Raw genomic sequence first — 19,027 nt, 5'->3', positions numbered from 1 at the left:
CCCAAACACCGCAACCCCTTTTTCAACGAAAATCATAAATTCATACAAAAATTCAAATAACATGCTGAAATATATGTATTTATTTCGATCAGTTTTATGACACAGCCACCATCCTGACACACCCGCCACACCGCCAAACCGGAATCACCACCTAAGACAATGCCCTCCAGAGGCCCGGTCAGGCCAGCGACCTATAGCGGCTCCTGGACGAGCGCCTGTTCGTCCGGCTCAAGGCCCACGAAGGCCCCCAAGGCACGGCCAGCAAACCAGATCACCGCGGAGAGCGTCGCCGGAGCCGCAATCCCCACGGCCATGGCCAGACCGTCAGAGACAGGGATCAGCGCGACCGAGGACGAACACAGGAACGCAATCGCGAACTGGATCGCGCCGACCAGCGCCGAGCCGACACCCGCCATTGCCCGCGCAGCCCCCATAGCGACCGCCATCATATTGGCCGTCAGAAGCCCGACCATGCCCATCACCAGCCATAGGGGCACGACATAGACCCATAAATTCGTGGTGCCCGACAGCATAACCAACCCGAGAGCCAACATCACGATGACAGGCAGACCGCGCCCGATCAGCGCCTCGGGCGAGACCCTGTCGAGCAGCTTCGTGTTGAGCTGCGATGACAGCATCAGGGCCGCAGCCACCAGCCCGAAGATCAGCCCGTATTGCATATTACCGAGGCCGAAGCCGGTCTTGAACACCCCTGCCGAGCCCGTGATGAAGGCAAACATCGCCCCCTGGATCAGGGCCGCCGAAAGGGTTGCCACCACAAAGGCCGGTCGCGCGATAAGCGTGCCATAACTGCGGAAGGCCCCGCGAAAGGCCTTGGGCTGGCGTTTCGCGGCTGGCAGGGTCTCGGGCAATGTGATCTGCGCCAGTATCGCCGCAACACAGCCGATCACGATCATCGCGACGAAAATCGCCTGCCAGCCGAGATAGGTATAGAGCACCGAGCCCAGAAACGGCGCCGCAATCGGCCCGACCGTCATCAGCATCACAAGAACCGTCAGCGTCTTGGCCATCTGCCGACCGGTGAAGAGATCGGAGACCATCGCCCGACCGACCACCATCCCCGCACAGGCACCCACCGCCTGAACGAAGCGCAGGCTGTTGAATACCGTAATATCGCGCGTGAACAGAAGCGCCAGCGAGCTCACGGTGAACAGCGCCGCCCCGCAGATCAGCGGCACCTTGCGGCCATATCCCTCGATCAGCGGTCCCATCATCAGCTGCCCCGCGCATAGCCCGAGAAAGAAGAGCGAGAGCGACATCTCGACCCCGGCTGCAGAGGCGTTCAACACTCCCTCCAGCTCGTGCATCGCCGAGAGATACATATCCGTCGCAAGCGGCGGGAAGATGGTGAGAAGGGCAAGCACGGTGACAAAGACCCAATAGGGGGGATGGCGGTCTGACATGATCTATCCAGTCGGAAGGCGCCACCAACGGGCGGTGCGCCAAAGGGGAGGGACCGATTCCATTTGATCGGCGGGTTTGGAACCGATATTAGGAGACTTGGGTCTCGTATCAATACGAAACTCGCGTCTCTTAAACGATGCAGGGCAGATATGACTCAAACGCCTCCCCCCGCCGGACGGCCACGCAACCGCGATACCGGCCCCGCCCTTCTGGCCGCGGCCCACAGGCTCGTCGCGCAGCACGGCTATGAGGCGGTGTCGATCTCGCAGATCATCGAGGAGGCAGGCGTCTCCCGCCAGAGCCTCTACCGGCGCTGGCCGACCAAGGCCGATCTTGTCCTTGACAGTTTCCATGCGATGTCGGCCCCCCTGCCTCCGCTCGATCCGCATTGCTCGGGGCGCGAGACGCTGGAGCTGTTCCTGACCCAGATCTTCCACAATCTCGCGGATATGGGCAGCGCCCTGACCGCGCTGATTGCCGCCGCCCAGACGGATCTGCAGTTCCGCGCCCATTTCGTGCAGAGCTTCGTGAAGCCCCGCGAAGAGCTGATGCTCGAGATCCTGCGCCACGCGCGGACCCGCGGGGAAATCGGGGGGGGAAGCGACCTGCAGATCCTGTCGGACATGATCCATGGCGCGTTCTGGTATCGGGTGCTCAATGGCGATCCGCTCGACGAGCAGGTCGTCACGCGGTTGGTCGCGACCGTTTTTGCAAGCGCAACCTCTGGCTAGCATCGCGACCCGACCGAACATCGCGGACCTCTTCCACCGGATAGTCCCACCAGAAAGATCCCACCTCAAGCGGACGTGATTTTCTTCCCGAGAGATTTTGCATCATAGGCGTCTTACAAATAAGTTATAGTATAACATATCAACGTAAGCCCGAGTTCCGATGCCCCGAAATGCCCCTATAGAATTGCGCGCCTCGACCCTGTCGATCAGCGCGGCCAGACGTATGGTCTACGCCGTGATCGTGATCGCTCTCCTCTGGGGCCTGATCGCCTGGGCCGTCACCCTGCCATGACCACGCCCATCACATTCGACAATGTCACGCTCAGCTATGACCGGCGTCCGGCAGTCCACCATCTGTCTGGCCGTTTCGCGCAAGGCAGCAAGACCGCCATCGTCGGCCCCAATGGCGCGGGCAAATCCACCCTGATGAAGGCGCTGATGCGTCAGCGTCTGGGCGTCGAGGGCCGGATCGATTTCGGCGGCCTCAGCCCCAATGATTTCGGCTATCTGCCTCAGCTGGCCGAGATCGAGCGCGGCTTCCCGATGACCGTCTCGGATGTGGTGGTCATGGGCGCATGGCGCCGGATCGGGGCTTTCCGCAGCATCGGCAAGGGCTTTGCGCAGAAGGTGGCCGCGGCGCTCGAGGCGGTCGGAATGAGCGGGTTCGAGAGCCGCATGATCTCGTCGCTTTCGGGCGGGCAGATGCAGCGCACGCTTTTTGCGCGGCTGATCGTGCAGGATGCGCAGGTGATCCTGCTCGACGAGCCTTTCACCGCCATCGACGAGGCGACAACCCGCGACCTGCTCGACATCATCGCCCGCTGGCATGGCGAGGGCCGGACGGTGATTGCCGTCCTGCATGACATCCAACAGGTGCGCGCGGCCTTCCCCGAGACGCTTCTGATCGCGCGCAGGATGATCGGCTGGGGCTCAACGCCACAGGTGCTGACCGAGGACAATCTGCGCATCGCCCGTAATACCACCACCGCATGGATGCCCGATGCCGGCCCCTGCGAACCGAAAGATGCCACAAGATGAGCCTCTATTCCGCGGTCCTCCAGCCCTTTGTCGATTATGGCTTCATGCGCCGCGCCCTTGTGGCCTCCATCGCCCTCGGGCTGGGTTCGGGGCCGGTAGGCGTGTTGCTGATGCTGCGCCGGATGAGCCTTGTGGGCGATGCGATGAGCCATGCGGTCCTGCCCGGCGCCGCGATCGGCTTCCTGCTGGCGGGCGGGCTATCGCAGCTCGCGATGGGGGTCGGCGGCGCGGTCGCGGGGCTGAGCGTCGCCGTGCTGGCAGGGCTGGTCACCCGCGGCACCCAGATCAAGGAAGATGCGAGCTTTGCCACCTTCTATCTCACCTCGCTGGCGCTTGGCGTGCTGATCGTCTCGCTTAAAGGCTCCAATATCGACCTTCTCCATGTGCTTTTCGGAACGATCCTGTCGGTCGATGCCAAGGCGCTCTACATGGTGGGCGGGATCACCAGCTTCACGCTGATCGTGCTGACGCTGGTCTATCGCCCGCTGGTGATGGAATGTTTCGACCCGAACTTCCTGCGCTCGGTCGGCGGGCGTGGCAGCCTCTATCATCTGATCTTCCTCTTTCTGCTGGTCATCAACCTCGTGGCGGGCTTTCAGGCACTCGGCACGCTGATGGCCGTGGGGCTGATGATGCTGCCCGCCGCCTGTGCCCAGCTCTGGGCACGCACCCTGCCCGCAATGGTCGCGGTCTCGGCGGCCATCGCCATGGTCTCGGGCTTTCTGGGGCTTCTGGTCTCCTACCATCTGGGCTTTGCCTCCGGCCCCACGATCATCCTCACCGCCAGCTGTTTCTACGCCATCTCCCTTCTGGTCGCGCCGCAAGGCTTTCTGGCCCGAGCCCTTCACCGCCCCCATCTCGCGGGCTAATCAAAGGATAACCGCAATGACACATCTCTTCCGCCCCACGCTTTCGGCGCTGGCCATCACCGTCGCCACCATCGGGGCCGCCCATGCCGATACGATCAATGTCGTCGCCAGTTTCTCGGTTCTGGGCGATGTCGTAAAAAACGTGGGCGGCGCGCATGTGACTGTGCGCAACCTCGTGCCCGCCAATGGCGACCCCCATGACTACTCCCCCACCCCCGAGGATGCGAAGGCGCTCAAAGCGGCACCCGTGACCTTCCTCAGCGGCGAGGGCCTCGAGACATGGTTCAAACGTCTGGCCAAGGCCTCGGGCACCGACAAGGAGCCGGTCATCGTCTCCGAGGGCATCAAAACCCATATGTTTGATGAGGACGGCAAGCAGGTCACCGACCCCCATGTCTGGAACTCGATCCCCAATGTCATGATCTGGGTCGATAATATCGAGATGGCTCTGACATCGGCCGATCCTGCCGATGCCGCTGGTTTCAAGGCCAATGCCGCGAGATACAAGGACCAGCTGCGTGCGCTGGATGGCAAGATCCGCGAGGAGATCGGCGAGACACCCACCGGTAAACGCCAGATCCTGACGAGCCATGACGCCTTCGGCTATTTCGGCGAGGCCTATGGCGTGACCTTCCTTGCGCCGCAGGGCGTATCCACCGAGACCGAAGCCTCCGCCGCAGATGTCGCCCGCATGATCGACCAGATCAAGGCGGATGGTGTGAAGACCTATTTCGTCGAGAACTCGAACGACCCGCGTCTGGTCAAACAGATAGCAGAAGCCACTGGCGCGCAGCCGGGCGGCGAACTCTATCCGGAATCGCTCTCGGGCTCCGACGGCCCGGCGCCAACCTATCTGGATCTGATGCGTTATAATGCGGACCAGATCGCCACGGCGATCTCGCAGAAGTAATCCATCGGGGCGGCGCGCAAGCCGCCCCATTTTCAGAATTTCAGGGCCGCGTCATCCTTCACTTCCTTGATGGCAAAGAAGGTCCGGATCTGGCGCACCCCCGGCAGGGTGATCAGCTCGCGCCCGTGCAGGCGGTTGAAATCGCGCATATCGCCCACGCGGATCTTCATCAGATAATCGAAATCCCCTGCAACGAGGATACAGTCGAGCACCGCAGGCATCTTCTGCACCGCCGCCTCGAATTCGGCAAAACTCTCGGGCGTCGAACGGTCGAGCACCGCGCCCACCATCACCAAGGCCCCGAGCCCCACACAATCGGGCGCGATCCGCGCGCGCACATCCGAGATGACGCCCGTCTCGAACAGCCGCTGCGTCCGCCTGTGGCAGGTGGCGGGCGAGATATTGCACCGCGCCGCCAGCTCCGCATTGCTCAGCCGCCCGTCGGACTGCAATAGCCGCAGGATCGACAGATCGATTCTGTCCAGATCTACTGTGGAAGGATCTTCCAAAATATCACCCTTTATCTTCCTGTTTCACGACAACAGGAGAATTTTGAGAGAGATCCTGCAAATCTGCAAGCCAAGTTAGAGAGCACCTTTCACAGACTTCTCGCTAGCCTGTCTCCATCACCAAACGGAGACCCAGATGAGCCTACTCGACAAATTCCCCCGTTATCCGCTGACCTTCGGCAAGACCCCCATCGAGCAACTGCCCCGCCTGAGCGAGGCGCTTGGCGGCGGCATCGAGATCTATGCCAAGCGGGAGGATTGCAATTCCGGCCTCGCGATGGGTGGCAACAAGTTGCGCAAGCTGGAATATATTGTCCCCGACGCCATCGCCTCGGGTGCCGATACGCTGGTCTCCATCGGCGGCGTGCAATCGAACCACACCCGCATGGTCGCGGCCACGGCCGCCAAGCTCGGCATGGGCTGTGTCGTGGTGCAGGAGAAATGGGTGCCCCATTATGACGCCGTCTATGACCGCGTCGGCAATATCATGATGACCCGCCTGATGGGCGCCGACTCGCGGCTGGTGGAGGACGGCTTCGATATCGGCATCCGCAAGAGCTGGGAGGATGCGATCCAGTCGGTCAAGGATCGTGGCGGGAAACCTTATGCCATCCCCGCCGGAGCCTCGGTCCATAAATATGGCGCGCTCGGCTATATCGGTTTTGCCGAAGAAGTGGCCGAGCAGGAGAAGGAGCTGGGCTTCACCTTTGACTATATCGTTGTTTGCGTGGTGACCGGCTCGACACAGGCGGGGATGATCGTGGGCTTTGCCGCGCAGGACCGCGCCGACCGGGTGATCGGCATTGATGCCTCGGGCACACCCGAGCAGACCCGCGCGCAGGTGCGCGAGATCGCGGATAATGCCGCAAAGCTCGTGGAACTCGGGCGCGGGATCCGCGAGGACGAGATCGTCATCAACGAGGATTACGCCTATCCCGCCTATGGTGTCCCCTCGGAAGAAACCAACGAGGCGATCCGCCTTGCCGCCCGCACCGAGGCCATGATCACCGATCCGGTCTATGAGGGCAAATCCATGCAAGGCCTGATCGACCTGACGAAAAAGGGCTTCTTCCCCGAAGGCTCGAAGGTTCTCTATGCGCATCTGGGCGGTGCGCCCGCGCTCAACGGCTACAGCTATTACTATCGCGAGGGCTGAGCGCCCAAAGATTGCGCCTTCTGCGCGGCCCGACACCGTTATCGGGCCGCAATAGACATTGCGCAATGGTCAGGGCTAGGATTCGCAGCCGCGCGATTTACATGGGAAGCAACACAAAACCGGACCTGACCATGACCACCACCGAACGCACCGCCTCCCAGAGCCGGTCCTTCTCCCTCGCCCAGTCGGACTTCCCGCTCGCACCTCTCGCCAGCGGGCAGGCCGATGTCCTGGCGCTCATCGTTGACACCGAAGGCCCATCCTACCGGCCCAAAGGCGCCGGCATGGCGATCACGCCCGAAGGTCGCCGGACGGGGTCGCTCTCCTCGGGCTGCATCGAGGAGGATGTGGTGCTCCATGCCGCCTCGATCCGCGCCAGCGGCACGCCCCGCGTGATCCGTTATGGCCGCGGCTCGCCCTATCCCGATCTGGCCCTGCCCTGCGGCGGCGGGCTCGATATCCTCCTGATGCCGGTCTCCACGCCCGAAACCCGCGCGCCCTTCATCGCCGCGCAAGCGCAGCTGGCCGCACGCCGCCCCGCCGCACTGCGGCTGCCCCTCCCTGATGCCTCGGGCGAGGTCGCGCTGACCCTCACGCCAGATCTGCGGTTTCTGGTCTTCGGCAAGGGGCCCGAAGCACGGATTTTTGCGGGGCTGACCCATCTGGCAGGCTATCCGACCGAACTCTTCTCACCCAGCGAAGAAACCATTGGCAAGGCCGAGGGCCATCCCGCGCGCCACCTCGTTTCGGCGCGCTGGCCCGAAGGCCTGCAGACCGACCCCTATACCGCCGTCACGCTCTTTTTCCACGATCACGACTGGGAACCCCCGATCCTTACGCACGCGCTGGCCAGCGACGCCTTCTATATCGGGGCGCAGGGCAGCCTGCGCACCCATGAGGCCCGATGCGCCACGCTGGCAGATGCCGGTGTGCCCCCCGAACAGATCGCGCGGATGGACCGCCCCTTCGGGCTGATCCCTTCGGCGCGCGACGCCCGCACATTGGCGGTCTCGGTTCTGGCCGATGTGCTGGCCGAGGCGCGGATCACATGATCACCGGACTTCTTCTGGCCGCAGGCGCCTCGCGCCGCTTCGGGCCCGAGGACAAGCTTCTGGCCGAGTATCGCGGTATGCCTCTGGTGCTGCATATGGCGCGGGCCTTGCGCCAGTTGACCCGCGACACGATCGCCGTAACCTCCAACGAGAGGGTCGCGGACCTTCTGGCCCCGTCGGGCTACCGGATCATCCGCATTGCCGCAGGCCAGCCTCAATCGGAGAGCCTGAAAGCAGGGCTGGCCGCGCTCGGGACGCCCACCCGCAATATCCTCATCACGCTCGGCGATATGCCCGCCCTCACCCGCAAGGATCTGGCGCGGGTGGCAGAGGGCACAGCCCCCGCCTGTGCCTGCGCGGGTTCGGACGACCCGATCATGCCGCCAGTGCTGATCGCACCGCAGGATATTGCCGCATTGAGGGAGGTGACAGGCGATCAGGGCGCAGGACGCCTGCTGCGCCACCGCCCCGATCTCAGGCGGGTCATTCTGCCTGCCGCGCATCTGCGCGATATCGATTTTCTGGCAGATCTGATGGAATAAGGGCGGCCCTGAGGCCGCCCCTATTGTCGTTTTTCTGTCCTTAGCCCTCGAGGGCTTCGAGCCCCGCCACAATCTTGTCGGGCGTGGCTGGCACATCATAGACCCGCACGCCGCAAGCGTTGTGAATGGCGTTCAGGATTGCGGCCCCCGCACCCGAAATCCCCAATTCGCCAATACCCTTGGTCTGGATCGGGTTGGCCTGATCATCGCGCTCCTCCAAAAAGACCACATCCATCTTCCCCGGAATATCGGCATGGGAGGGGACGTGGTAATTGGCAAGATCGCGCGAGACCAGATGACCGGTGCGCGGATCATGGGCAAGCTCTTCGTTGAGCGCCGTGCCCACGCCCCAGATCATGCCACCCACAGCCTGCGAGCGCGCGGTCTTTTCGTTGAGGATCCGCCCCATACCGAAGACCCCGAGCATCCGCCGCACACGGGTCTCGCCGGTCCAGCGATGCACCGCGACTTCGACAAAATGCGCACCGAAGCCCGAGGATAGGAACTCTTCCGAGGTCTTGCCGCCCTCGATGGCCCCCTCTGCCGAGATCTCGCTCTCGATCAGCTCGGAAAGTGGTTTCTCCAGATTGCCGCCCCGCGCGATCCCGTCTTTCAGCGTGAGATCCGCCACATCGCAGCCAAGCTTGCCCGCAACCTCCTCGCGCAGTTTCTTGGCCGCGAGGAATACCGCCGAACCCGCCGAATTGGCCCCGAAAGAGCCGCCCGAGCCCGAGGCCCCCGGCAGGTCGGTATCACCCAGACGCACCTCGACCTTTTCCATCGGCAGACCCAGCATCTCCGCCGCGATCTGTCCCAGGATCGTGTAGCTACCGGTGCCGATATCGGTCATATCGGTCTCGACCACGGCACCATCCCCGCGCAGGATGACACGCGCTGCCGAGGGCACCAACAGGTTCTTGCGCGCGGCAGAGGCCACGCCCATCCCGATATACCAATCGCCCTCCATCCGCGAACGCGGTGCCTGACGCTGGTCCCAGCCGAACTGCTTGGCCCCCTCACGCAGGCTCTCGGCCAGCGACCGCGCCGAGTAGGCAAGCCCGTCCACCGGATCGGCATCGGGGATGTTCTTCAGCCGCAACTCCACCGGATCCATGTCCAGCTTCTCGGCCAGCTCGTCAAAGGCGGCCTCAAAAGGCACCATCCCCACAGCCTCGCCCGGTGCGCGCACCGAGCCCGTGGGCGTGCGATGCACCTGCGCCACCGTCTGCAGGAAATGCAGTGTTTCAGCACCATAGAGGAATTGCGACGCCTGCGAGCACGGCTCGGCAAAGCCCTCATCCGACAGGTTCGTCACCAGATCGTCATGACCGATCGCCAACAGCTTGCCCGATTTATCGGCGGCAAAGCGCAGCCGCTGGACGGTCTGGGTCCGGTGCAGCACCGCGTCAAACACGTTCTGGCGCGTCATCACCACCCGCACGGGGCGCCCGAGCTCCTTGGCGGCCAGACAGGCTGCCACGGCCTCCGCGCCCACGCCGAGCTTGGACCCGAACCCGCCGCCCACATAGGGCGAGAGCACCCGCACATATTTCGGGTCGATCCCAAGCGAATCCGCCAACTCGTTGCGGTTGAAGCGCAGCATCTGCAGCGAACCATGCAGGATCACATGCTCGCCCTTCCACTCGGCCACGGCGGCATGGGGCTCCATCGCGGCCGCCACATGGCCCGCCGTGGTGAAGGTCAGATCGACCGCAGCATCCGCCGCCGCCATCACCTTGTCGATCTCGCCCTTGATGACCGCGCCGTCATTGTCGGGCGCATGACAGGCCTCATCGAGCGGATCGACCGAGACCTCCTCGGCCTCATAGCTGATCTTCAGGTTCAACGCGCCGTCACGGGCCTGCTCGAAGCTCTCGGCCACGACCAGCGCTACCGGCTGACCGTAGTAATCGACCCGCGTATCGGGCTGCGAGGGAGCCTCGTCCGCCATGCCCTGCGCGGGGTTGCGCAGGAATTTCGGGCCGTGGAACACGCCCAGAATCCCCGGAAGATGCGCAATCGAACTCTCGTCGATGCCTGTCACCTTCCCCTTGGTGATCGTGGCGCGCACCAAGACCCCATCGACCCGACCGGGCAGTTTGACCTCGGCGGCATAGGTGGCAAGACCCGAAACCTTCAGCGCGCCCTCGCTCCGGTCGAGCGGTTTTCCCAAAACCCCCTGCTGCATCTCGTCGAGAAGGCGGGGTTGGGCTTTGTCCATACGGAAGACATCATTCATGCGGCAGTCCTCGTTTTATCGGTGCCAGCCGAGGCCGGTGCGAGGCCCGCGGCCTCCCGCAGCACGGCCATCAGGCTGCGTTTGAGAAGGGGAAGTTTGAACTCGGTCTCGGAATGCGGATTGGCATCGCGGCAGAGCGCCTCGGCCACCTTTGCGAAGAGCGCGTCACTTGGCTCCTGCCCCACCAGCATCCCGTCCACGGTGGCGTTCTTCCACGGGCGCACGCCCACACCGCCAAAGGCCAGCGAGGCCTGCGCAATCTTGCCGTTCTCCAGCGTGATCACTGCCGCCACCGACACCAGAGCGAAAGCATAGGATGCGCGGTCGCGCACCTTGCGATAGGCCTGAACCGAGCCTTTGACCGGCGCGGGCAATACCACCGCCGTGATCATCTCGCCCGGCTTGAGCACCGTCTCCACATCCGGGCGATCCCCCGGAAGGGTGTAGAACTCATCCATCGCAACCAGACGCGCGCCATTTTCGCCCGTGACCTCGATCTGTGCCTCGAGCACCCGCATCGCCACGGCCATATCTGACGGATGCGCCGCCATGCAGTCCTCGGAGGTGCCGAAAATCGCCAGCATACGCCCGACACCGCCCTGCGCCGAACAGCCGGTGCCCGCCTCGCGCTTGTTGCAGGCCATCGAGGTATCATAGAAATACGGGCAACGCGTGCGCTGCAGCAGATTGCCGCCCGTGGTGGCCTTATTGCGGATCTGGCCCGAGGCCCCTGCCAGAATGGCGCGAGACAGGACCGGATAAAGCGCGCGGATCTTCGGATCGGCGGCCAGATCGGCATTGGTCACCAGCGCGCCAATCCGCACGCCCCCGTCCTGCGGCTCGACCTTGTCCAGACCTGCCACGCGGGAAATATCCACGAGCGCCTGAGGCACTTCGACCTGAATTTTCATCAGATCCAGCAGGTTGGTCCCGCCCGCAATGGCGCGCGCGCCATTGCCCATCGCCGCGATTGCGGCGGCCTGATCTTCGGCACGGCTATAGGTGAACTCCCTCATTTCTTCACCTCCGCCGCCATTGCGATTGCTTCACGAATAAAGGGATAGGCCGAGCACCGGCACAGGTTGCCGCTCATCCGCTCGGCGATCTCGGCGTCGTCGAGGCTGACCTCGCCCGCCAGATCCGGCGACACATGTGACGGCGCCCCCGCCTTGGCCTCTTCCATCATCCCGGTGGCCGACATGATCTGACCGGGCGTGCAATACCCGCACTGATAGCCGTCCTTCTTTACAAAGGCTGCCTGCAGATCGGACAGGTTCTCGGGATTGCCCAGCCCCTCGATCGTGGTCACCTGATCGCCATCATGCATCGCGACCAGCGACAGGCAGGCATTCACCCGACGCCCGTTTACCAGAACCGTGCAGGCTCCGCATTGTCCATGATCGCAGCCCTTTTTGGAGCCGGTCAGCTCCAGATGGTCGCGCAGCGCGTCGAGTAGTGTCAGGCGAGGATCGTGATCCAGCTTGTGGGTCGTTCCGTTGACCTTCAATTCGGTATGCATGGTGACTCCCGTCGGGGTTGGATAAGCCGACCGGCGCTGCCGGTCCGCGGTCTCTAACTCCCCCAACGAGTCGGGCGCTGGCTGGTTCCAAAGAAATCCTTATAAACCGGCCTGACCCAGTGTCAGCGTGATGCCTGACCTTAGTCAGGCGAATTCCGCATAAACCGGCGAACCTTCGACTGTCTTGGAAATTCCCGACAAAATCGCCTCGCCGGTTTCCTGCCGCAGCTCTGCATACCACGCCTCGGTCACCGCCATATCCACACCATGGGTCACATCACACCGCGCCCGCGCCCTCAGCACCAGATCGGCGCAGCGCTCGGCCCGTGCCGCCTGATAGGCCTGCAGCGCAGCGGGAATATCCGCATGCGCCGCCAGCATATCCTCCAGCACAACCGCATCCTCGATCGCCATGCAGGCCCCCTGCCCCAGATCGGGCGTGGTGTTATGCGCGCTGTCGCCCAGAATACAGATCCGCCCCTTGGCCCATGTCATGAACGGATCGATATCATGGATCTCGACGCGGTTGATTGCCCCGCCATCGGCCGCCGCAATCAGTTTTTGCACAGGCTCGGCCCAACCGGCAAAACTCTCCTGCAACAGCGCCCTGTATTCGGCCCGCTCGGGGGCCACGCCCGACGGCATCGGCTGGTCGAAGAAGAAATAGAACCGCCCCTCGCCGTCATCTCCCGCTCCGATCGGCATGACAGAGGCGCGTTTGCCCTCGGCCACGAAGGTCGTCCAGCGGTCGGCAGGCGCAATCGCCGTATCGACCTCGACAATGCCGTTCCAGTTCACATAGCCCGCATAGCGGCGCGCCTTCGGACCCAGAAGATGCTCACGCACAAGGCTATGCGCCCCATCCGCCCCGATCAGAAAATCGCCCACCACCTCGGTGCCATCTTCGAACCGCGCGACAACCGTCTCGCCCAGATCCTCGACGCCCACCAGCCGCATCCCGAGCGCGATCTCCTCGCGCCCGAATTCGTCCATCAGCATCTCCTGCGTGGCAGCCCGCGCCACCGGATAGCCGCGCTGGCCGGATTTCTCCCACAGCGGCGTCAGCGGAAAGGCACACATCGTCTCGCCGGTCAGCCCGTCGATATAGGCCATATCCTCCATCATCCCGCCAAGCTTGGCGATCTGTTCGCCCAGCCCCAGATGGTTGAGGCACTGGATCCCGTTGGGCCAAAGCGAAAGCCCCGCCCCGACCGGGCGCACCTCGCGCACCTTCTCGAAGATCTTTACGTCAAACCCCTGACGGCGCAGCGCAATTCCCGCGCACAGCCCACCAATCCCTGCTCCGATGATGATGACTGTCTTCTGGGCCATGGCCTGCTCCTCCTTGGAAATCGATTTTCTCGAAGGCTAGCGGCTTGACTACGAGATCGCCAGATGGTTGCGCGGGCCGATGGTGCGAATTTGCGCCGCTGCCGCTTTTCCGTGCAGGCATCGCAGACGCTCTGGCGGATTTCAGAGCTTGTAATAACCGCGATACCAGTCCACAAAGGCCTTTACGCCCTCTCGCACCGAGGTTTTCGGTGCATAACCGGTCAGGGATTTCAACAAACCCGCATCCGCCCATGTCGCAGGCACATCCCCCGCCTGCATCGGCATCAGGTTTTTTTGCGCTATCCGCCCCGTCGCTTCTTCGATTGCCGAAATGAAATCGGTCAGCTGGACGGCGTCATTATTGCCGATATTCACCACGCGGAACGGCGCAACCGGCGAGAGGCTGTCGCCCTCGGGGACCGCGTCCAGCCGCGCGGGAACCGCATCCACCAGTAGCCGGATGCCCTCGACGAGATCCTCGATAAAGGTGAAGTCGCGTTTCATATCGCCATGATTATACACGTCGATCGGCTTGTTGTCGAAAATCGCGCGGGTGAATTTGAACAGCGCCATATCGGGGCGGCCCCACGGACCATAGACCGTGAAGAAGCGGAACATCGTCACCGGCAGACCGAAGAGATGGGCATAGGAATGCGCCATAGACTCGGTCGATTTTTTGGTGGCGGCATAGAAGCTCATCTGGTGATCGGCCCGATCGGTCTCGCGATAGGGCATCTGCGTATTGGCACCATAGGCCGAGGAGGTGGAGGCCAGCAGCATATGTTTTGGCGGATGGGCGCGCGCGGCCTCCAGCAACTCGAAGGTTCCGATGATATTGCCTTCGAGATAGGCGCGCGGGTTGTCGATCGAATAGCGCACACCGGCCTGAGCGGCGAGGTGGATCACCACATCGGGCGTCTCTTCCTCGAACAGCCCCATCAGCAGACCGGGCGTCTCGACCATACCCGTCACTTCACGGAAATTCCCGTCAGGGCGGAGCTGGTCGAGCCGCGCCTCTTTCAGCGTCACATCGTAATAGTCGGTCATGCCGTCAAGGCCGACAACCCGCCAGCCTTCCGACAGGAACCGCTGGCAGACAAAGGACCCGATAAAGCCGGCAGCGCCGGTGACGAGAATGGTGGGCATGATCAACCTCCGCTTTTACGGGCTCGTTATTGCCCCTAAGGCGGCGCGGGGGCAAGCCTTGTCAGCTTGCCATCCGGTCCTCGGATGCCGTGGGTACAGCCTCGCCACAACGGAAATACCCCACATTCTCGCTCATCGTGTCGATCCCTTTCTGCAGCATCTGTACGGCTGCGGAGCTCTGTTCGGCCATGGCTGCGTTCTGCTGCACCGCGCGGTCAAGATCGCTGACGGCGGTATTCATTTCGTTCAGGCCGTTGCTCTGCTCCTGCGCCGAGGACGCGATCTGCTGGATCGAATCGCGAATGCCGGTGATCGATTCGTCGATGGATTGCAGCGCCTCCCCCGCCTGACCGACAAGCTCGACGCCGCGCCCGACCTGACGGGTCGAGGCCTCGATCAGATTGGCAATCTCGCGCGCCGCATCCGAGGAGCGCTGTGCCAGCCCGCGCACCTCGGAGGCCACGACGGCGAAGCCGCGTCCCGCATCGCCTGCCCGCGCGGCCTCGACACCCGCGTTCAGCGCCAGAAGATTGGTCTGGAAAGCGATATCGTCAATCACCGAGGTGATCCGCGAAATCGACTGCGAACTGGCCGCGATCTCGTTCATCGCGGTCACCGCATCATTCACCACTACACTCGAGCGGTCGGATTGCTCCTTCGCCTTCTCGGCCTTGGAACGCGCGGTCAGCGTCATCTCGGCGGCGCCCCGCACCGAGGTCGTCAGCTCTTCAAGCGCTGCGGCACTCTGCTCGAGTGTTGCCGCCTGCCGCTCGGAACGGCGCGACAATTCGGTGGTGCCCGCGGTGATCGAGGCCGCTTCCTGCGCGATCTGTGCGGTCTGTTCGAGGACGCTGACCACCACCTGTTCGATCCGGCCGACCGCCTCGTTGAACTGCACGCGCAGATTGTCGAACTCGCCCAGATCGGTATCGATCCGCGTTCCCAGATCGCCCTCGGACAGCCGCTCGAGACAGCTCTCCATCGCATTGTTCATACGCATGTAAGGGGTCGTATCAACGGCGAATTTCACGACCTTCACGACCTTGCCCGCCGCATTGCGAATCGGGTTGTAGCTTGCGCGGATATGGACTTCCTTCCCGCCCTTTCCAATGCGGATGAAATCGCCCTCGATCGTCTCGCCCGCGCGCAGACGCTTCCAGTGGGTGCTATACTCCGCACCATTCACCTGATCGGCCGGCATGAACATGCTATGGGGTTTGTTGAGGATCTCGGAACGCTCGTAACCCATAGCTTTGCAGAACAGGTCATTGGCCGACGTGATCGTGCCTTGCGGATCGAATTCGATCACCGCCTGCACCTTCTGGATCGCTGCAATCTGGCCCTCGGCATCCGCAGCCATATTGCGCGCATCCGTGATATCGAACGCATATTTCACAACCTTGAACGGCCGTCCCTCCGGATCGATCAGCGTCTCGTATGCCGCCTCGAGCCAGAGGATCTCTCCGTGTTTGTTCACCCGCCGCACGCGGCCCGCTTCCGAGGAACCCAGTTCCAACCTATGCCAGAAGTCACGATATTCCTGGCTATCGGCCTCACCTTTCGGCATGAAGATCCGGTGCGGCTTACCTCGGATCTCGTCGATCTTGTAATCCGTCGCGGTCAGGAACCGTTCATTCGCATCAAGAATATTGCCCTTCAGGTCGAATTCGATCACCGCCATCGAACGTTTGAGCGCATCGACTTGACTGCGGTTATCCCTGCGCCGCAGATGCATCGTCGTGATCTCGCGCGCGGCAATCAGCACATGCTCGGTGACCCCGTCCTTGCTGCTGATCGGCGAATAGGTCGTATCGAGCCAGATTTCCTCGCCCCTTGCATTCAGGCGCGGCACGATCCGGTTGACGGGTGTCCCGAGTTTCAGGATGCGCCAGATATCGTTGAAATCCTCCTGATGCAGATCCTTATCACGCACCAGTTTGTCATAGGGCTGCCCTAGGACATCTGTCGTCTTGAATCCGAACATAGTGGCGAATATTTCATTAATATACAAGAATTTACGGTCAATACTAACCCGCGCGACCGCATGGGAGTTCTCGAATGCATTCACTTCGCGACGCAGGTCTTCTAGCTCTTGGCGAAGTTTTTTTGAATTGAACATAGATGCTCCATAGCCGGCGGAATCATATCACTTTCCCGACCCTAGCCTGCACAGGTTAATCCGAGGTTTCTCTGTCTGGTTATCATGAGCATGACCCAAATCCGGCGCTTCTCCGCAGAACCTTCCCTGCGGGGAAGACGCGAATAGACCGAATTGACAAATGCAGAAATATGGCTCATATATAGAGTAATACTGCGCTGCCGCGTGAGCAAGCCGCGTCCCGTTTGACGCAGCAGTATGACACCCACCCGTTCCCCATCACGCAGGGTTCGTATCGTCCGGCCAAGGCCTGCGGGATGCGCCCGTGGCTTTCGAGGTTGCGGCGTCACACCCCTCAGGCCGCCTCCCCGCGGTCGCGCCCAGCCATGATGGTTACGGGCACAAAGGATATTCATGTTCGATTTCGATATGCTGGGGCTTTCCCCCGCACTTAAAGACGCGCTGAGCGCGCAAGGGTTCAAAGAACCGACCCCCATCCAGAACAAGGCCATTCCGCTGGCCATGCAGGGCCATGACATTCTGGGCCTTGCCCAGACCGGCACCGGCAAGACGCTGGCCTTCGGCCTGCCGCTGATCGACCAGCTGCTGCAGGCGCCCTCCAAACCCGCGCCCAAAACCGCCAAATCGCTCATCCTCGCACCCACCCGTGAGCTGGTGAACCAGATCGCCGACGGGCTGCGCACGCTGACCAAAGGCACCAAGATCCACATCATCACCGTCGTCGGCGGCCAGTCGATCAACCGCCAGATCGGCGCGCTGCATCGGGGCTGCGATATCCTCGTCGCCACCCCTGGCCGTCTCATCGACCTGATGGACCGCGGCTCGGTCGATCTGTCGCAGACCAAGCATCTCGTGCTCGACGAGGCCGACCAGATGCTCGATCTCGGCTTCATCCACGCGCTGCGCAAGATCGCACCGCGTCTGGGCACGCCGCGCCAGACCATGCTGTTCTCGGCGACCATGCCCAAGCAGATGGAAGAGCTGTCCAAGGCCTATCTCAACAATCCCCAGCGCGTTCAGGTGAGCCCGCCCGGCAAAGCGGCCGATAAAGTCAGCCAGTCGGTGCAGTTCATGGACAAGGCCGAAAAGCCCAACCGACTGCGCAAGATCCTCTCGCAGGACGAGGGCGCGCTGACTCTGGTCTTCTGCCGCACCAAGCACGGTGCCGAGAAACTGATGCGCTCGCTCGAGAAAGACGGCTTCCCCGCCGCCTCGATCCACGGCAACAAAAGCCAGAACCAGCGCGACCGCGCCATCGAGGGCTTCCGTGCCGGCACGACCACCATTCTGGTCGCCACCGACGTGGCCGCCCGCGGTATCGACATTCCGGGCGTGGCCTATGTGATCAACTTCGACCTCCCCGAAGTGCCTGATAGCTATGTACACCGCATCGGCCGGACCGCGCGTGCGGGCCGCGAGGGTCAGGCCATCGCCTTCTGCTGCGAGGAAGAGGTCGAGCTTCTCGACCAGATCGAGAAGCTGATGAAGATCGAGATCCCCGTGGCCGCGGGCTCGCGCCCTGCCGGTGTCTCCCCTGCCCCGCGTGGCCGTCGTCGGGGTGGCCCGCCGAAATCGGGCGCCGTGCGGGCGTTCAAACCTGCGGGTGAGGGCAAACCGAATGGCCAGAACCGCCGCCGCAAACCGCAAGGCTCGGGCAAACGGGGTCCCGCCGATGCCGGGCCCGCAAAGCGCCGCGCGCCACAGCACTGACCAGATACACGCCCTGCCGGTCTTCCGGCGGGGTGCTTTTTAATGCGCGACAATCTGCACGCGCGTAATTTCGGGCGCCACGCTGCGGATCACCGCCTCGAGCGTGCTGCGCAGATGCGTCTCGATATAGCTGGCCTGAAATTCCGATCCCGCCCGCAGAACGAGGCTCTCGCGGGTTTCTGAGACCACTGTCAGCTGTGCGAACCACGCCCCCCAGAAGGTCGGGTGATGGCTCTGCAAACGGCGCGCCACGTCCGGCCAGATCCCGTTGCTCGGCAGATCGGCGGCCCTGAGTGGCACCACATTCGTTTCCGGCGCTGCAGGTTCGCTCGGAGCGAGCCGCTCGACCAGATCGGGTCCGATCTTTGCCCAACCCTCCCGTGTATCCTCGAGGATCTGTGCCACGTTCAGACCATAAAGGGCCACCCTGCCCCGCGCCGCAGGACGCTTTTCGATCAGCCAGCGACGTTGGCGTAGCGCCGCCATCTCGCGCTTGACCGTGCGCACATCGACAGACCACAGCTTCGATATCTCGGCCTGCCCCATCGATAGCTCGTCATTTTGCCAATTATATCGCGCTGTTATCAGGCAGATCAGCCGGAGCGCCTGCTTCTGGATATACTTGTCCTGTGAAAGTGCATAGCTTCCAAGGACGGACAGCAAATCGTATTTACGCGCGGCCGCACCGCGACCCACTGCCTTTTTCATCATGCCACTGCTCCGGCGCATT

Annotated in this window: 18 protein-coding genes; 9 read left to right on the top strand and 9 right to left on the bottom strand. The window is 62.7% G+C overall.

Features of this window, described 5'->3' with window-relative positions; all coding sequences use genetic code 11:
- Positions 1-191 precede the first annotated feature (191 nt).
- Positions 192-1,424 (bottom strand): multidrug effflux MFS transporter, encoded by a 1,233-nt coding sequence (locus VSX56_RS14200; RefSeq protein ID WP_350938036.1) that lies wholly within the window; start codon positions 1,422-1,424, stop codon positions 192-194.
- Between the two features lie 150 nt (positions 1,425-1,574).
- Here VSX56_RS14200 and VSX56_RS14195 point away from each other — a divergent pair, with 150 nt between their 5' ends.
- The 5 genes from VSX56_RS14195 to VSX56_RS14175 all read left to right on the top strand — a co-directional run bounded on the left by VSX56_RS14195 (position 1,575) and on the right by VSX56_RS14175 (position 4,973).
- Complete coding sequence (locus tag VSX56_RS14195) at positions 1,575-2,156, top strand: TetR/AcrR family transcriptional regulator (protein ID WP_350938034.1); 582 nt, start codon at positions 1,575-1,577, stop codon at positions 2,154-2,156.
- Positions 2,157-2,316: 160 nt separating this feature from the next.
- Positions 2,317-2,448 (top strand): hypothetical protein, encoded by a 132-nt coding sequence (locus VSX56_RS14190; RefSeq protein ID WP_350938032.1) that lies wholly within the window; start codon positions 2,317-2,319, stop codon positions 2,446-2,448.
- Complete coding sequence (locus VSX56_RS14185; protein ID WP_350938029.1) at positions 2,445-3,194, top strand: metal ABC transporter ATP-binding protein; 750 nt, start codon at positions 2,445-2,447, stop codon at positions 3,192-3,194. Before VSX56_RS14190 ends, VSX56_RS14185 begins: the two co-directional genes overlap by 4 nt.
- Entirely contained in the window at positions 3,191-4,063 is an 873-nt protein-coding gene (locus tag VSX56_RS14180) for a metal ABC transporter permease (protein ID WP_339115351.1), read from the top strand. Before VSX56_RS14185 ends, VSX56_RS14180 begins: the two co-directional genes overlap by 4 nt.
- 16 nt (positions 4,064-4,079) lie before the next feature.
- The gene (locus tag VSX56_RS14175) at positions 4,080-4,973 is read left to right on the top strand and encodes a metal ABC transporter solute-binding protein, Zn/Mn family (RefSeq protein ID WP_350938026.1); all 894 of its coding nucleotides are present in this window, start codon (positions 4,080-4,082) and stop codon (positions 4,971-4,973) included.
- Between the two features lie 32 nt (positions 4,974-5,005).
- On the opposite strand, the gene VSX56_RS14170 is transcribed toward VSX56_RS14175, so the two are convergent.
- Complete coding sequence (locus VSX56_RS14170) at positions 5,006-5,482, bottom strand: Lrp/AsnC family transcriptional regulator (protein WP_350938024.1); 477 nt, start codon at positions 5,480-5,482, stop codon at positions 5,006-5,008.
- Positions 5,483-5,618: 136 nt separating this feature from the next.
- Between VSX56_RS14170 and VSX56_RS14165 the strand changes: the two genes are divergently transcribed.
- The 3 genes from VSX56_RS14165 (at position 5,619) to VSX56_RS14155 (ending at position 8,232) form a co-directional block, all read left to right on the top strand.
- Positions 5,619-6,638 carry a 1-aminocyclopropane-1-carboxylate deaminase gene (locus VSX56_RS14165; RefSeq protein WP_350938022.1) on the top strand — a complete coding sequence of 340 codons (1,020 nt, stop codon included), beginning with the start codon at positions 5,619-5,621 and terminating at the stop codon, positions 6,636-6,638.
- A gap of 131 nt (positions 6,639-6,769) precedes the next feature.
- Positions 6,770-7,690, top strand: coding sequence for an XdhC family protein (locus VSX56_RS14160; protein WP_350938020.1), 921 nt, complete (start codon positions 6,770-6,772; stop codon positions 7,688-7,690).
- On the top strand, positions 7,687-8,232 hold the full coding sequence (locus VSX56_RS14155; RefSeq protein ID WP_339115346.1) for a nucleotidyltransferase family protein: 546 nt from the start codon (positions 7,687-7,689) through the stop codon (positions 8,230-8,232). The genes VSX56_RS14160 and VSX56_RS14155 overlap by 4 nt, the downstream gene beginning before the upstream one ends.
- 40 nt (positions 8,233-8,272) lie before the next feature.
- Here the strand turns inward: VSX56_RS14155 and VSX56_RS14150 are convergent, their stop codons facing one another.
- From VSX56_RS14150 to VSX56_RS14125, 6 genes are all read right to left on the bottom strand, one after another.
- Complete coding sequence (locus VSX56_RS14150; protein WP_350938018.1) at positions 8,273-10,471, bottom strand: molybdopterin cofactor-binding domain-containing protein; 2,199 nt, start codon at positions 10,469-10,471, stop codon at positions 8,273-8,275.
- Positions 10,468-11,487, bottom strand: coding sequence for an FAD binding domain-containing protein (locus tag VSX56_RS14145; protein WP_350938015.1), 1,020 nt, complete (start codon positions 11,485-11,487; stop codon positions 10,468-10,470). Before VSX56_RS14145 ends, VSX56_RS14150 begins: the two co-directional genes overlap by 4 nt.
- Positions 11,484-11,990 (bottom strand): 2Fe-2S iron-sulfur cluster-binding protein, encoded by a 507-nt coding sequence (locus tag VSX56_RS14140; RefSeq protein WP_350938013.1) that lies wholly within the window; start codon positions 11,988-11,990, stop codon positions 11,484-11,486. Before VSX56_RS14140 ends, VSX56_RS14145 begins: the two co-directional genes overlap by 4 nt.
- A gap of 144 nt (positions 11,991-12,134) precedes the next feature.
- Positions 12,135-13,322: an FAD-dependent urate hydroxylase HpxO gene (gene hpxO / locus VSX56_RS14135; RefSeq protein WP_339115342.1), complete on the bottom strand. Its 1,188-nt coding sequence runs from the start codon at positions 13,320-13,322 to the stop codon at positions 12,135-12,137.
- 141 nt (positions 13,323-13,463) lie between these two features.
- Positions 13,464-14,468 carry an NAD-dependent epimerase/dehydratase family protein gene (locus VSX56_RS14130; protein WP_350938010.1) on the bottom strand — a complete coding sequence of 335 codons (1,005 nt, stop codon included), beginning with the start codon at positions 14,466-14,468 and terminating at the stop codon, positions 13,464-13,466.
- Positions 14,469-14,529: 61 nt separating this feature from the next.
- A complete protein-coding gene (locus VSX56_RS14125; RefSeq protein ID WP_339115340.1) occupies positions 14,530-16,587 on the bottom strand; it encodes a methyl-accepting chemotaxis protein in 2,058 nt (685 codons plus the stop codon).
- 393 nt (positions 16,588-16,980) lie between these two features.
- On the opposite strand from VSX56_RS14125, the gene VSX56_RS14120 reads away from it, so the two are divergent.
- Positions 16,981-18,297 (top strand): DEAD/DEAH box helicase, encoded by a 1,317-nt coding sequence (locus VSX56_RS14120; protein ID WP_339115339.1) that lies wholly within the window; start codon positions 16,981-16,983, stop codon positions 18,295-18,297.
- Positions 18,298-18,336: 39 nt separating this feature from the next.
- On the opposite strand, the gene VSX56_RS14115 is transcribed toward VSX56_RS14120, so the two are convergent.
- Positions 18,337-19,008 (bottom strand): hypothetical protein, encoded by a 672-nt coding sequence (locus VSX56_RS14115; protein ID WP_349295214.1) that lies wholly within the window; start codon positions 19,006-19,008, stop codon positions 18,337-18,339.
- Between the last annotated feature and the right edge of the window lie 19 nt (positions 19,009-19,027).

Source organism: Thioclava kandeliae (assembly GCF_040297545.1).
GTDB lineage: Bacteria > Pseudomonadota > Alphaproteobacteria > Rhodobacterales > Rhodobacteraceae > Thioclava > Thioclava kandeliae.
This window is presented reverse-complemented; position numbering and strand designations above follow the sequence as displayed.

Coding starts and splice junctions, on each gene's coding strand:
- VSX56_RS14200 (WP_350938036.1), bottom strand. CDS start 1,424: ATGTCAGACCGCCATCCCCCCTATTGGGTCTTTGTCACCGTGCTTGCC.
- VSX56_RS14195 (WP_350938034.1), top strand. CDS start 1,575: ATGACTCAAACGCCTCCCCCCGCCGGACGGCCACGCAACCGCGATACC.
- VSX56_RS14190 (WP_350938032.1), top strand. CDS start 2,317: ATGCCCCGAAATGCCCCTATAGAATTGCGCGCCTCGACCCTGTCGATC.
- VSX56_RS14185 (WP_350938029.1), top strand. CDS start 2,445: ATGACCACGCCCATCACATTCGACAATGTCACGCTCAGCTATGACCGG.
- VSX56_RS14180 (WP_339115351.1), top strand. CDS start 3,191: ATGAGCCTCTATTCCGCGGTCCTCCAGCCCTTTGTCGATTATGGCTTC.
- VSX56_RS14175 (WP_350938026.1), top strand. CDS start 4,080: ATGACACATCTCTTCCGCCCCACGCTTTCGGCGCTGGCCATCACCGTC.
- VSX56_RS14165 (WP_350938022.1), top strand. CDS start 5,619: ATGAGCCTACTCGACAAATTCCCCCGTTATCCGCTGACCTTCGGCAAG.
- VSX56_RS14160 (WP_350938020.1), top strand. CDS start 6,770: ATGACCACCACCGAACGCACCGCCTCCCAGAGCCGGTCCTTCTCCCTC.
- VSX56_RS14155 (WP_339115346.1), top strand. CDS start 7,687: ATGATCACCGGACTTCTTCTGGCCGCAGGCGCCTCGCGCCGCTTCGGG.
- VSX56_RS14150 (WP_350938018.1), bottom strand. CDS start 10,471: ATGAATGATGTCTTCCGTATGGACAAAGCCCAACCCCGCCTTCTCGAC.
- VSX56_RS14145 (WP_350938015.1), bottom strand. CDS start 11,487: ATGAGGGAGTTCACCTATAGCCGTGCCGAAGATCAGGCCGCCGCAATC.
- VSX56_RS14140 (WP_350938013.1), bottom strand. CDS start 11,990: ATGCATACCGAATTGAAGGTCAACGGAACGACCCACAAGCTGGATCAC.
- hpxO (WP_339115342.1), bottom strand. CDS start 13,322: ATGGCCCAGAAGACAGTCATCATCATCGGAGCAGGGATTGGTGGGCTG.
- VSX56_RS14130 (WP_350938010.1), bottom strand. CDS start 14,468: ATGCCCACCATTCTCGTCACCGGCGCTGCCGGCTTTATCGGGTCCTTT.
- VSX56_RS14125 (WP_339115340.1), bottom strand. CDS start 16,587: ATGTTCAATTCAAAAAAACTTCGCCAAGAGCTAGAAGACCTGCGTCGC.
- VSX56_RS14120 (WP_339115339.1), top strand. CDS start 16,981: ATGTTCGATTTCGATATGCTGGGGCTTTCCCCCGCACTTAAAGACGCG.
- VSX56_RS14115 (WP_349295214.1), bottom strand. CDS start 19,008: ATGATGAAAAAGGCAGTGGGTCGCGGTGCGGCCGCGCGTAAATACGAT.